This is a genomic window from Hirschia litorea, assembly GCF_042665075.1.
Taxonomy (GTDB): Bacteria; Pseudomonadota; Alphaproteobacteria; order Caulobacterales; family Hyphomonadaceae; genus Hirschia; species Hirschia litorea.
The window spans coordinates 157,684-171,335 of record NZ_JBHTBR010000009.1 but is presented as its reverse complement, the minus strand read 5'-3'; the positions used below and the strand labels follow the sequence as shown (position 1 = coordinate 171,335).

The 13,652-nt window shown below is 45.1% G+C and carries 12 protein-coding genes; 5 read left to right on the top strand and 7 right to left on the bottom strand.

The genetic code is table 11. The annotated features are described in order from the left end of the window. From ACFQS8_RS15545 to ACFQS8_RS15520, 6 genes are all read right to left on the bottom strand, one after another. A partial coding sequence (locus ACFQS8_RS15545) for a dihydroxy-acid dehydratase domain-containing protein (protein ID WP_382169214.1) occupies positions 1-226 on the bottom strand: 226 nt, incomplete at its 3' end. A gap of 72 nt (positions 227-298) precedes the next feature. Further along, a complete protein-coding gene (locus ACFQS8_RS15540) occupies positions 299-1,807 on the bottom strand; it encodes a glycerol-3-phosphate dehydrogenase (protein ID WP_382169091.1) in 1,509 nt (502 codons plus the stop codon). Positions 1,808-1,816: 9 nt separating this feature from the next. Continuing rightward, positions 1,817-3,955, bottom strand: a complete 2,139-nt coding sequence (locus ACFQS8_RS15535) for an alpha-galactosidase (RefSeq protein WP_382169089.1) — start codon at positions 3,953-3,955, stop codon at positions 1,817-1,819. Between the two features lie 185 nt (positions 3,956-4,140). After that, positions 4,141-5,046 (bottom strand): AraC family transcriptional regulator, encoded by a 906-nt coding sequence (locus tag ACFQS8_RS15530; protein ID WP_382169088.1) that lies wholly within the window; start codon positions 5,044-5,046, stop codon positions 4,141-4,143. Positions 5,047-5,137: 91 nt separating this feature from the next. Further along, positions 5,138-7,114 (bottom strand): beta-galactosidase, encoded by a 1,977-nt coding sequence (locus tag ACFQS8_RS15525; RefSeq protein ID WP_382169086.1) that lies wholly within the window; start codon positions 7,112-7,114, stop codon positions 5,138-5,140. Between the two features lie 47 nt (positions 7,115-7,161). Beyond that, entirely contained in the window at positions 7,162-8,580 is a 1,419-nt protein-coding gene (locus ACFQS8_RS15520) for an SLC5 family protein (protein WP_382169212.1), read from the bottom strand. 540 nt (positions 8,581-9,120) lie between these two features. Between ACFQS8_RS15520 and ACFQS8_RS15515 the strand changes: the two genes are divergently transcribed. From ACFQS8_RS15515 to ACFQS8_RS15500, 4 genes are all read left to right on the top strand, one after another. After that, the gene (locus ACFQS8_RS15515) at positions 9,121-10,098 is read left to right on the top strand and encodes an alpha/beta hydrolase (protein WP_382169084.1); all 978 of its coding nucleotides are present in this window, start codon (positions 9,121-9,123) and stop codon (positions 10,096-10,098) included. Positions 10,099-10,444: 346 nt separating this feature from the next. Continuing rightward, positions 10,445-11,005, top strand: coding sequence for a type 1 glutamine amidotransferase domain-containing protein (locus tag ACFQS8_RS15510; protein WP_382169082.1), 561 nt, complete (start codon positions 10,445-10,447; stop codon positions 11,003-11,005). A gap of 190 nt (positions 11,006-11,195) precedes the next feature. Beyond that, entirely contained in the window at positions 11,196-11,759 is a 564-nt protein-coding gene (locus ACFQS8_RS15505) for a manganese efflux pump MntP (RefSeq protein ID WP_382169080.1), read from the top strand. An 86-nt stretch (positions 11,760-11,845) separates the two neighbouring features. Next, positions 11,846-12,601, top strand: coding sequence for a YoaK family protein (locus tag ACFQS8_RS15500; RefSeq protein ID WP_382169210.1), 756 nt, complete (start codon positions 11,846-11,848; stop codon positions 12,599-12,601). A gap of 4 nt (positions 12,602-12,605) precedes the next feature. Here the strand turns inward: ACFQS8_RS15500 and ACFQS8_RS15495 are convergent, their stop codons facing one another. Further along, complete coding sequence (locus ACFQS8_RS15495) at positions 12,606-13,040, bottom strand: hypothetical protein (protein WP_382169078.1); 435 nt, start codon at positions 13,038-13,040, stop codon at positions 12,606-12,608. Positions 13,041-13,250: 210 nt separating this feature from the next. Between ACFQS8_RS15495 and ACFQS8_RS15490 the strand changes: the two genes are divergently transcribed. Then, a partial coding sequence (locus ACFQS8_RS15490) for a sugar phosphate nucleotidyltransferase (protein ID WP_382169076.1) occupies positions 13,251-13,652 on the top strand: 402 nt, incomplete at its 3' end.

Below are 13,652 nucleotides of genomic sequence, written 5' to 3'. Positions count from 1 at the left end.
CTTCCCACACACCACGTTTTACAAACTCAGCTATCTCGCGCAGATGCGAATTACACGGCGTCAATTCCGACCATGTATTACAAATACCAATGACAGGACGCCCATCAAACACATCCTCTGGATAACCTTGCGCCTTCATCCAAGACCGGTGAATGAAGCCATCTCTATCCAATTTGCCATATGAGTGCGCACTTCTTAGTGGCTTTTTGCTATTTTTCTGACTCATTTTATCTTCTCTTTCCCACTTATTTAGACGCATATTTTGTCTAAAGCGGCATGTTGGAAACAATCGGCGCCTCTAATGTATCGACGCAGCCTTAAACCAGTTTTCTAGGATTGATATTTGTTCGGAGTTGAGGTGCAGCCCAAGCTTGCTTCGTCGCCACAACACATCTTCTGCTGTCTTTACAAACTCATTCTCAATCAAATAGTTCAGTTCAACTTGGGAAAATCCCTCTCCCAATACATCTCCCAAATCATTCATTGATTGAGCATCTGCAAAAATCTCATGTATTCTCGTACCATAGGCGCGCAACATCCGTTTTAAATGTCGCTCATCATACCATGGATAACGCACGCTGACGGTTGCCAGATAGGCATCAAAATCCGCATTTTGGATATCCCCTCCTGGCAGATGCGCCGACTTTGTCCAACTCTCTGACATATGCGGGAATTGTGTTTGTAAATTCGTCATCACAGCTTCTGCCAAAGTGCGATAAGTTGTGATTTTTCCGCCAAAAACAGATAGTAATGGCGCACCGGCCTTGTCATCATAAGATAAGACATAATCGCGCGTCACCTTGGACACATTCTCTGTCTGATCATCATACAGCGGCCGCACACCTGCATATGTTGAGACGATATCTTGGCGCTCTACTGGCGCGATAAAATACTCATTTACGCTGGAGATAAGATACTCAATTTCCTTCTCAGAGATCTCAACGACATCTCGGTCCCCCGTATAAAGCTCATCAGTTGTACCGATTAACGTCATGCGGCCTTCTTGATAGGGAATAGCGAACATGATGCGACCATCACCATTCTGGAAGAAGTAGCTGTGGCTCCCTTCAAACTTCTTGTTGATGATAATGTGTGAGCCTTTTACAAGGCGTACGCTCGCTTTGTTCTGCCCGCCTATTGCCTGATTGCTCAGCTCATCCACCCACGGTCCTGCCGCGTTCACGACGACTTTAGCGCGCACTTTATCGTGTGTACCATTAGCCGCGCCGATACTGGCTTCCCACATATCTTGCATTCGCACCAATGCATCACACCGGCTGCGTGTTCTTATCACTGCGCCTTTTTCTTTTGCTGCAACAGCGTTCAGCGCGACAAGGCGCGCATCATCGACCCAGCAATCTGAATATTCAAACGCTAATTGAAATGTTGATTTTAAAGGTTCAAACTTTTCACTTGATTTCCGACGTAAAACTTTTGTACCCGGCAAAATTTCACGGCCGCCAAAATTATCGTATAGAAACAATCCCATGCGTATAAGCCACGCTGGGCGTTGCCCCTTTTGATGCGGGAGAACAAAGCGCATTGGCCAGATAATATGCGGCGCTGCACGCAGCAATACTTCTCGCTCTTTCAATGCCTTAGCGACAAGTGCAAAATCATAGTTTTCAAGATATCTCAAACCACCATGAATGAGCTTTGTGCTTGAAGAGGATGTATGTTGAGCAAGGTCGTCTTTCTCAACCAACATGACCTTTAAGCCACGCCCAGCGGCATCGCGCGCAATACCAACTCCGTTGATACCCCCACCTATAATAAGCAGGTCATAAATGTCTTCACTTTGAGACATTTCTACCCCCTAATTTTCGGATTTAATATGAAATAACAAACAGATATCAGGATAAGTCACTGGCAATTGCAGCCCTTGACGCATCAATGCTTCACCGGAAAACACATACCCCTCTCCTAAGAAATCTGCGTGCTCCACAATCGAAGGCGATGTGATACTTATATTTGCTGTCGGCCACACAATTTTTACGCGGTATGATTTGCTTGCATCCAAGCCCACAAAACGCACGCGCTCTGGAAGTGATGTTGTGTGTTGCATCACCTTTGCACACGATAACAAAGCTTCAGATTTATCTTTACGAACGACACTCACAACATTCAAATACTCTTGACTTTCAATGCGGTAGAAGTCTCCGGTGTGCAAAGTTTCGCGGTGTGTTTTATACAGAGAAATCGCTGTTTTTAGTGTCTCAAGATCTTCTTTGGGTTCCGCCAAAAGGTTTAATTCAAGCCCCATATGACCAAATAACGCTGTTGCTGCACGATATTCTATCGAATATACGCGCCCTGTAATGTGACAGTTTTTAGGGCCAACATGCGCACCTATTACATCCAATGGGAAGAAATAACTTGCCCCATGTTGGATGCGTTGACGGTCCAGCGCGTCATTGCTGTCAGATGTCCAGATACGGTCTGTTTGCTGTAAAACTCCATAATCTGTACGCCCTCCACCCGATGCGCAGCTCTCGATCTCTAGCTCTGGATGGGTGGTTCTTAGCTTCTGCATAAGGGCATATACCGCTAAGGTTTGCTTGTGTATTGCCCCACGTCCTGCACTGCCAGGGTGGTGAATATCACGATTCATATCCCATTTGACGTATGCAACATTTAAGGTCTTCACGATGTCACTAATTGTGTTGAACAAGTATTGGAACACATCGTCTTTTGTAAGGTCGAGTACATATTGGTCACGAAACGGGATCTGCTCTACGCCCGGCGCTTCAAGAACCCAATCAGGGTGTTTGCGGAATAGATCACTATCTGGATTGACCATTTCTGGCTCAAACCAAATCCCAAACTCCATACCTAAATCACGTACTTTATCCGCAAGAGGTTGCAGGCCACGCGCATATATATCCGCAGATACAAACCAATCGCCCAAGCCTGATTTATCACTTCGACGCGATCCGAACCATCCATCATCCAGCACAAAACGTTCAACACCCATTTCAGCCGCTTTTTCAGCGATGGCGATCAGTTTTTCTTCGGAATGGTCAAAATACACAGCTTCCCATGTGTTATAATGAACCGGTCTCGCTTTGCCGCGAATACGCCCATCCAACACTTTGCCTCTCACATGCTCATGAAACTGGTGTGAGAGACCATTCAGCCCCTCTTCTGACCATGCAGCGTATAATACGGGTGTTTTATAGGATTCTTGAGGCGCTAATTGCATCTCTCCTGGAAAGAATAATTCTCCCATTTGCACAAAAGCACGTTGATCTGAATTTCGATCAGCGCGGACACGACTATTTCCGCTCCAACCCAAATGAAACCCAGCAGCGAGGCCGTTTTCTTCACTTGTGAAACCTGTTTTTGCTATTAGGCCCGGAAAGTTGTCATGACTGGTGCGGCCATTTTTATTTTCGCGCAGATAACTGCCGCGGAAGAAATCAACTTCTTCCTGTGCGAATTCATATGCCCAGCGTCCAGAAAATCCGAGCAATCTATCAAACCGCTGATCCAATGGGATACAAAGCGCAGAACACCAGTCGATCTCTAGCTGAGATTTTCCTTGGTTGATCACTTCGGTGGAAGCTTCCATCACATGGCTGTCGGGATGAATCGACACATCATAAACGACGCGAAGATCTAAATTCTCATCAACACACTCAATGCGCACTTGGTGTTTAGAAATTTGGTTAACTTCAATTGTTTTGAAGAAAGCAGCCCAATCCTTCCCCTGCCTATGCGCAAGGAAACCTGAGGGGCCAATATTGCCGGCTCCCAATTCATTGGACAGTGAAGACGCAATATCAATACCGGCTCCACCATAGGCCCATTGGCGTTGCCCCAATAAACCCAACTCTTCAAAATTGGCATGTTTCAATGCCGCGCCCCAATACACGATACGCGGGCGTCTACCTCCACTCACATCTAAAACGAGTTGGCATTTTGAAGAACAAACTGAAACCAATTGAGTCGTCATTTAAAGCGCTTCCATAGATACAGGCTATGCAAGCTGACTGAGCTAGAATGTAGATAATTTGGCCAATTCAAAGACCGACATCTCTCCACATTTCACATCATATTTCATTGAAAATGATGCTGCTTAACTCAAACTTTTCAAGCCAAAACCGAAATTATGGAAACATAATGCCCCTCTAAAAAGGCTTATACCATGGCTGTATTGGAGCTGTTTTGTGTATTTTGGTATCCGCTAATCAATTTATTATCCCCGCAAAAACGATTTCTAAAATCACGCGGTGTCCATCCAATCGTGCGTTTAAATTGTTTGCTGAAATGATACTCGTCACAAAATCCCAACTCCTCCGCAATACTGCGAATTGTGACCTCATCATCATCCATCATTTGACAAGCTTTATCCATCACGAGGGAATTGCGGTATTTGCCGGGGGATAATCCGGTCAACTTCTTAAAGCGTTTACGAAACACTTCATAATTGAGCGCTAATGCGTCAGCCGCTTCCTTGCCATTAGCATGGTCAATCAACGCTTTTTTTGCCTCTTCAAGCCATGCCATTTCTTCAACGGCCACCGAATGAGACGCGTTTTGGATATCTGCCAACAAAGTTTGAATACGCAGACATTCAGCCAACATTTTAGGTGAGAAGCCATTATTCTCCTCTCCTATTGTATGCAGAAAACGGTCCTTCCAATACGCGATAGGCTCAAGTTTTTTTACCGGGTTTCCCCAATCAAAATTGGTTTCTTCAAACCACAAATCAAAGACCGGCCCTTCAAACTCAAAGAAAAGCTCACTCCAGACAGTGCCCGGGTCAGGTCTATAACAATGCTCTTCATTGGGGCGTACTAAGATGGCATCACCAGAGGATACGACGAAATCTCCAGTCGTTTTGCCCGTGTAATAGCCCTTACCAGAAATGATGTAGGCAATGGAATATCGTGTGAATACGCGTGATGTTTCAATTACACCGACGCTCGCTTCAAGAATCCCAGCAATACGAAGTCCACCCAATGGCGATATTGTCGTATTTCTTACGACAAAGCGATTGAGTTCACGTGGCTCTGCACACTCTCTGTCAACGACGTCCGACATCTGAAATTACTATCCTTTACACTACACCCCGAAATTAAACATTCAAAATTGAGCGTTCAGACTATCACAACTCACCATAAGTAAAGCAAACTTACTTATTCCCCTGCCCTTGCTCCCCCAATATGGAAACTCCAGCTGATGGGACATTTGCGGTCCCAACTAAATATTCGCTTTTTGCCCCAGCCAAGTTCTCATTCAGCTTTATCTCTGCCTGCCCATAATTCATCACATAAGTGCACGCCCCTTTGTGGCGCATACGTAGATCAACCGGCATGTCCACAATCGGCAGCTTTGCTTCATTGGCAAGGTCGCGCAAAATTTGATTCAGGAAGTCTGCCTCAGGTAATGTGCCCAGCAATAGATAATTATCATTGCGGTATAACACCCCTGCTCCAAGAGCATTCACTGCCAAAGGTGTTAAATCGCTGTCTATGTAATCTAACCAAACACCTGCCTTAAAAGAGCCCCCCTTATAAGCGATGGTTTCTGATACATTAGGCGGCAAGGATTCTGACTGCGTTACTTTTAGCGGCAATAGCGTTTGCAATTTTCCCGGCGCGAGGTTTTCAGGGATTTGTACACTTGGAGTTTTAGACCCAGTTCGCGGCCCCATTAAAACAATGGCTTGCGTTGCCTTTAGTTTTTCCACCAACGCATCATCGACAACGGGCAAGGACGGAATAACGATTAGATCATAATCTGCTAAATCCATCTCTGACGACACGATATCAATGTCTTGGCCCAATAAACGCAATTGCGAATACCAACGGAAACAAATATCTGGATATGACCATTGTGCGCCTTGAGGATGGGCTTCATATAACCAAAGCGCATCATAGCTGAATACAAAGGCGATTTTTGCTTTCGTCGTTTCTGCGCGTGGCAAACTAGCTGTTTCTTCAGCTGCTTGCTGTGCCTCTCCATACGCAGGAGAAGGTGCATTATCTGGACGCAGCAAACCTGCATGCATTTGCTCTTGGGCAAAACGCGCCTGATCCCACCGAAAATATGTTACAAATTCAGCGCCATGAGCAATTGCCTCATGCGTCCACAAACGCACCATGCCCGGCAAAGGGACGCTATTATGTCTCGCCCAATTTACTGGACCCGGCTGTTGCTCAATGACAGCCCATCGACCGTTACCGCACCCACGATACAAATCATGATGAAAAGCGGCAATGTCAGGATGTCCTTGGCGGAAATAGCGCGCCTTTTCTTCATCCGAAAACGCGAACATATCCAAAAATCCAGTGGGATAACTATCCCATGCGGATATGTCCAAATCCTGCCCCACTTTGAAGTGGTCGAACTCGTGATAAAAACCCATAAAATTATGGATCATATCGCGCCCAAGTGAATGCGCCCGAAGGATATCCACCTGTTGCTTATTGTATGAGACGACCTGATCTGAAGAGAAACGGTAAAAGTCCAATACATGCGAGGGGTTGGGTTCTGTCACCGTTTGGTTTGGCAGATCAACTTCCTCAAATGAAGCATAAAGCATACTCCAAAACACATTGCCCCATGCAGCATTCAAGCGGTCAATTGTTTGATACTTATCTTTTAACCACACTCGAAATGCCTTTTGAGCATATTTGGAATAACTACGCGTGGTATTGTGGCAGCCATATTCATTGTCCGCCTGCCATGCCGTCACATATTTGTTTTGGCCGTAGCGTTGCGCCATAGCCGTTACAATACCCGACATTTTTTCCCGATATATCGCGGAAGAGAAACAATAATGACGACGTGACCCAAATTTACGTGGCTGCCCGTTTGCATCTACCGCCAAGATATCGGGATGTTTATCTATCAACCATTTGGGCGGTGTCGCAGTGGGTGTACACAAGATGACCTCAAGCCCAGCAGCGCCAATGAGATCAATTGAGCGATCTAGCCAGCCCCACTCATAGCCCCCCTCTTTTGGCTCTAAAAGCGCCCAAGAAAATTCGGCAATGCGAACTTTCTTTAGGCCCATCGACACCATGAGATCAATATCGTTTTGCCACTCGCTCTCATCACGTTGCTCGGGAAAATAACAGACACCAAGGCTTGGTTGAACACTCATTGGATTACATCCGCAAAACTAAGTTAAAACACAAAGGCAGCTTCTTTTTAGGATAAGAAAACCAGCTGAGCCCGTTTTCTAAACACGATAAGATTCACTATGAGCGCTGATAATACGCTGACGATAAGCGTGATCGCCATGGCGTGAATATAGTGCACAGGTGTCCAGACAAAGCTCATGAATGCGTAGAAAAGCACACCAATCACCACAGCTATAATCGCGGCCCATGCTTCCACATTTTTGAAAGCCAAACCCACGATAAAGGCAGACAGAATTGGCATGGAAAGCAAGCCATATAATTGCTGCACTGTGTTAATGATGCTCTCTTGAGTTGCAAACACTGGCACGAGAGCGACTGCTAGAATTGTCATCGCAATTGAGGATATGGCGCTAACGCGCGGAATGTTTTTCACCTTGCCCACATAAGGCTCGTGCAAATCACACACATAAAGCGCCGCAGATGAGTTTAGGATACTGTTAAAGGTGGTGAGCACTGCCGCAGCGATCCCCGCAGCAAATGCACCCGACAACCAAGCGGGCAATACATCGCCTACAATACGTCCATAAGCTGCATCATTGATGTCTCCATACAATTTGAATGCAACAATACCGGGCACAACGACAATCGCTGGAATAATGAGGAAACGGATAGCAGCCGCAACCAATACCCCTTTTTGCCCTTCCCGAAGAGATGGAGATGCCATTGCGCGCTGCGTAATCGTTTGGTTCGTGCTCCAGTAGAAAATCTGAATGAAAACCATACCCGTCAGCAATGTGGGCCATGGAATTGGAGAATCTGCCCCGCCAAACAGCGTAAGGCGTTCGGGCGGAATACCTGAAAGATCAAAATCAATAGCGTTTAGAGCCAGAACAGCAACCAAAACAGCTAAGGATAAGATCAACACCCCACTAAATGTATCCGATACGGCCACTGCCCGTAGCCCACCCAAAATGGCGTAAGTTGCACCTGCTATAGCGAAAGCGATTGAAATCAAAATGAGAGGAACTTCAATTCCAGTCATGGATTTTAAGAAAAGCGCACCCCCATATAGGATGGCAGGTAAGAAAATGAAGAGATTACCCAACAAGAACAACAAGGAAATAACAGCACGTATATGCTTGTTATTATACTTCTTTTGAAGCAATTCGGTCGTAGTCGTACAGTTATTGCGGTAATAAATTGGCAAGAACACAAATGTGAGCACACACAAGCCAAACACGGCTGCCAGCTCCCACCACACAACAACCAACATCTGATTGCCATTCATGCCAACAAGCTGATCAGTCGATAAGTTGGTTAGCGTGATAGAACCCGCCACGAAATACCAATTCAACCCGCCATTTGCGAGAAAGTAATCATGCCCTGAACTCTTATCTCCAGAATCAGCTTTGCGACATTGCCACCATGTTGCCAATCCAATGAGACCAGTAATTAAGACGAAAATCGCCAATTGAATTGGTTGCATCACTTACGACCCTCAAACACTTGCCTTGGGGAAGCCGATATATCTTCAAAGGCTTACACAAGATTCAGCACGAATTGTGCTCTTCAACTTAGAGTACTTGAAGCCTACTAAAACGATAGATGCATATCTACAGCACCAAAGCGCTTGTGATTCACAAACCTAAAACCAATCAATTGGCTTTTATATTTATGCTGTGTAGCGTGAAAATCGCTGGATTTTCTCCAGTCAATCTCACTTCTCCTACCCCGATTTATTTTGTCTTCTTATAATCTGGCAATAATATTAGAGAGAAAACAAGCCTAATGAATGGGCTTGATGGGATTTCTTGTGTTTTTTGGTATTTTTGCCAATCAAATATATTATTAATAAGCGACTTTTTTAGCTTAAAAGAGAGATACACACCCTATTTGCCTTTACTTTAAGCATACAACTCTGCGTCAAGAATCCCTGCGCCAGAAATCACATTCTCAAGTCAAATTATGGATGCAACATTTAAACAAAGGATCACCCTCAACACTGAGCAAGAGCGAAAATACAGATATGAAACGGATTTTCACATCCCTTACCCTCATGGGTGTCTTTGCAATAAGCAATTGCGCGCCCCACCAAGCCCCTGCGCAATCGGCAAGTGAAGCACCCCAAACGACACATCAAAATACACCCCCTATTGCTGCGGATGATTTTGGTCAATTTGTTAAAATGGATGCATTTGAATCTAAATATATCCAACCACGCGGTCTAACTATTTGGCTGCCACCTGGGTATGATGCAGATGCCGGAAATTATCCTGTCATATATGCCCATGATGGACAAAACCTCATGCAGGTTGAAGGGTCCTATCGCGGCGTGGAATGGAATCTGGATGAAGCCGCTAGCAAACTCATCAAAGAAGAAAATATGCGCCCTGCTATTATTGTAGGCATGTGGAATACTGAGAAAAGATGGTGGGAATACGCACCAGAAAAAGTCATTGATAACCTGCCCGATAGTGCCTTTATACCCTCTGAAGGAAACCCTGAAGGTGGGCGTCCTGAACTCTATAGCGATGCCTATTTAAAGTTTATCGTTGAGGAATTAAAGCCTTATATTGATACAAATTTCGCAACAGCTCCGCAAAGAGAAACGACCTATATAATGGGCTCAAGCATGGGTGGATTGATGTCACTATACGCTCTGGCTGAATATCCTGAAGTCTTCAGCAAAGCCGCCTGCCTCTCAACCCACTGGCCCCTCGCCCAACCTGAAGGACCAGTTGCAGATGCGGCTACAGAGGCAATGCTGACCTATCTGGAAAGCTCTAAACTAGGCCAATACCCACAAACCATCTGGTTTGACGAAGGCACTGAAGATCTTGACCAATATTATGCACGACACACAGTCGATATCAAAGCTTGGTTTAGAGATAATGGTTGGGACGACACGAAAGCACAATTTCGCGTTTATGAAGGCACCGGCCACTTAGAAGAAGCTTGGTCTGCACGCGCAAATGAATATTTGGCATTTTTAATGGCTGAATAAGTAAAGCCCAAACTTCCTATAATTCTTTAAAGCCACGCCGAACTTTCAGCGTGGCTTTTTTATATTCAAATATTACGGATATGTGCCCTTCCCCACGCGCGTTTCTAAACTCAATTTCGGACAGATAAATTCAACAACATTAAATTTCAAAAAGCTTGGAACTCTCACCATGCCTTTGGGTTAGTGCAGCATGGAGTGAGTAACTCCATACATGAGAAGACCCTGATTGAAACGGAAAGTGCGAGTCATGTGGTGCCCCCTCCCGCATGACTCGCCGAATGTCATAATTCTCATCACACTTAAATTAAATAATTTGAGCACTTTAAGCGAAAGGAATCCCCAGCCAATGACCCAAATTAAAGATGCTAAAATCGCAATCCTCGCCACAAATGGTTTTGAGAAATCTGAATTGTTTGAACCCAAACGCCGCCTTATGGAGGCAGGTGCTGATATTACCATTATCTCAACCGACACAGGTTCAATCAAAAGCTGGAAAGATGGTAATTGGGATGAAGATATCGCCGTCGATATCAAAGTAGACAGCGCTCAAGTTTCAGATTTTGACGCGCTTGTCCTTCCAGGCGGTCAAATGAACCCAGACATTCTTCGCACGAACAAAAAAGCTGTTAGCTTTGTGCGTGACTTCTTCGATTCAGGAAAGCCGTTAGCTGCAATTTGTCATGCCCCGTGGCTACTTGCTGAAGCGGATGTGGTCGTTGGACGTAAGGTCACAAGCTACCCTTCAATCAAAACAGACATCATAAATGCGGGTGGTGATTGGGAAGATTCACAAGTGGTTGTGGATCGCGGTTTAATTACGTCACGAAACCCTGGTGACATTGAAGCGTTTACCAACAAGATAATTGAAGAAGTTCAAGAAGGTCGTCACAAACGCAAAGCTGCTTAAAACGCTTTGATATTTTAGAATAAACAACTTTGTGGGAACGTATTTTCCCCCCACCAATCTATACGTTTTTGCAAAAGTTGTTTTGAGCCGTTCTCCCCCCTGAGAACGGCTCTTTTATTTTGATACATCCCTCCCAAAGCTTTGCAATAACGTCTGGTGAAATGAGCAAAAGGCAATTATAGCCACATGCATGCTTTCCATTCTTACCTTCCTTCCACTCAGCTTGAGTCTATCAACAGATGCGTTTGCAGCCTCTCTCGCTGTTGGTGCTAAAGCACCGCACAGGAAACTTAGAAATGCTATTAAATCAGGCCTAACATTTGGGCTGGCAGAAGGTCTAATGTGTCTCCTTGGCTTTGGTATGGGAGCTTATTTCGCGGGCATTATTCAAGCCTTCGATCACTGGATCGCGCTTATATTGCTGACCGTTATCGGCGTAAGGATGATCCAAGAAGGCCTAAATCATGACGATGAGGATAATGCGCCTCACCCCACCTCTTTTATTGGGACGATCATCACCGCGATTGGAACAAGTATTGATGCCGCAGCAGTTGGTATTGCCCTTGCCATGGCTGGCACAAGCATTTGGGTATGTTTATTAATTGGAACGACTAGTTTCATCATCAGCACAGTTGGTTTTCTTATCGCTCCCCTTGTCGGAGCGCGATTAGGCCATCGCACTGAAATTATTGGTGGAATTGTTCTGATTGCAATTGGCGTTTCAATCTTTTGCCAACACACCATCTGGGCTTAGGCCTTCGCGGCAACCTGCCAACTCGACGTCTGGTTAGGTTGGGCGTATGAATGGGCATCCTGCAAATTCTAACAGAATATCAGCCCATGCTCTTAAAATCCTTACGCAATCTCTCAGGAACATCGCGCAGTGATGCTGCAAATGCAAATCTTGGTTATTGTCTCGCATTCATAGCGGGTGCCATCAATGCCGGTGGGTTTCTTGCTGTAGGCCAATACACTTCGCATATGACTGGCATTGTATCTTCTATGGCGGATAACATCGCGCTAGGTGCCTATAGCCTCACTCTATTAGGGTTTGGCATTCTCGTTTCTTTTACAATAGGTGCCGCTTTAACAGCCATCCTCGTCAATTATTCTAAACGTCATAAACGGCACAGCACATACGCCTTCCCCCTGCTTTTGGAGGCGATGCTTATCTTAGTTTTTGGGGTTTTGGGAACGCTTATGAAGGCGCATGAGAGCATTATGATAACCCTCATCATTCTTCTTCTCAGCTTCATAATGGGATTACAAAACGCAGTGATTACGAAGCTGTCAAAAGCTGTTATTCGCACAACGCACATAACTGGAATTGTAACCGATATCGGTATTGAGCTAGGCAAGCTATGCTATCGCAATGACACCAAAAACCAACTACCCAAAGTCGTAGCCGATTTAAAGCGATTGAAAGTTTTGTCGCTCTTAGTTTTTAGCTTTTTTATTGGTGGTCTAATTGGCGCGATTGGATTTAAAACCATCCATTACTACACCACATTGCCACTGGCATTATTCTTGATAATTCTTGCGATATTGCCCGTATGGGATGACTTTAACCGACGCCAGAACGCCCCAACACATTAGGCCATTATTTGCGTGCTTGCACGACCGTTACGCCATCGGAAATACGCATATAGGACGTACCCGATAAGGTTATAACTGGCTGATTTTGGAAGAGATTGTAAAGATCGCTTTCTTTTTCTTCAGTCCATTTATGCCAGCACCCCTTTACTGTCATCATGGAATCTATTTCCTCAGAGGTTACAAATACACCCGACCGTGTAATCTGCCCCGGCAAAGAGATGCCATTACACCCCAGACTTGCCACAAAACCACCGTCCGTCACTCGGAAACGAGCTGTCGCATGCTCACGCTGAGGTTTTTTGCCTTCAACGGTCTGAATAAGCCAGTCGCCCTGTATCTGAGAGATGTCTGTCACTGTATGGTACGGTTCGGGCTGCAAAAAAGCGCAACCGCTAAGGCCTGCCCAAAGGAATAGTGCTGCTCCAAACTGCTTATACATCTCACTCCCCTTGAAACAATGGTTCTACATTTATAACCGCGCTCGGCCTATTTTCCTCAACTTGTAAAAATTGCCATGTCTTACCAAAGAATGACATAAAACAAATCCACACTGAATTATTCTCATCAAAATCAAGAATATTATTACTTTTTGACTTGTTTTTAATTAATATCAAATGCAATCAAACAGCAATTTAAACGGGGGAAAATTATGCTAAAGATTGTACCTGCGATTTTGTGTGGAGGTAGCGGCACACGTCTTTGGCCTCTATCGCGGTCTCATGAGCCTAAACAATTGCAAACCCTGTTTGGTGAGCATTCATTGCTGACGCATACAGCATTGCGCATGAATGCCGTGCCAAATAGTGCTGCACCTTTGATTATTTGTTCTCAGGCTTATGCAAATGAAGTTGAGACACAGCTACTTGAAAACAATATTCCTGTAAGTGCCATTCTTGAAGAGCCAATGGGACGTGATACGGCTGCGGCTGCGGGTATTGCTGCGCATTGGGTGAATGATAATTTAGGCGAAGATGCGGTTTTGGTATTGGTTCCTGCGGATCATTATATCGAAGATATGGAGCATTTTCAGACAGCTATCTTAGAAGCAGCT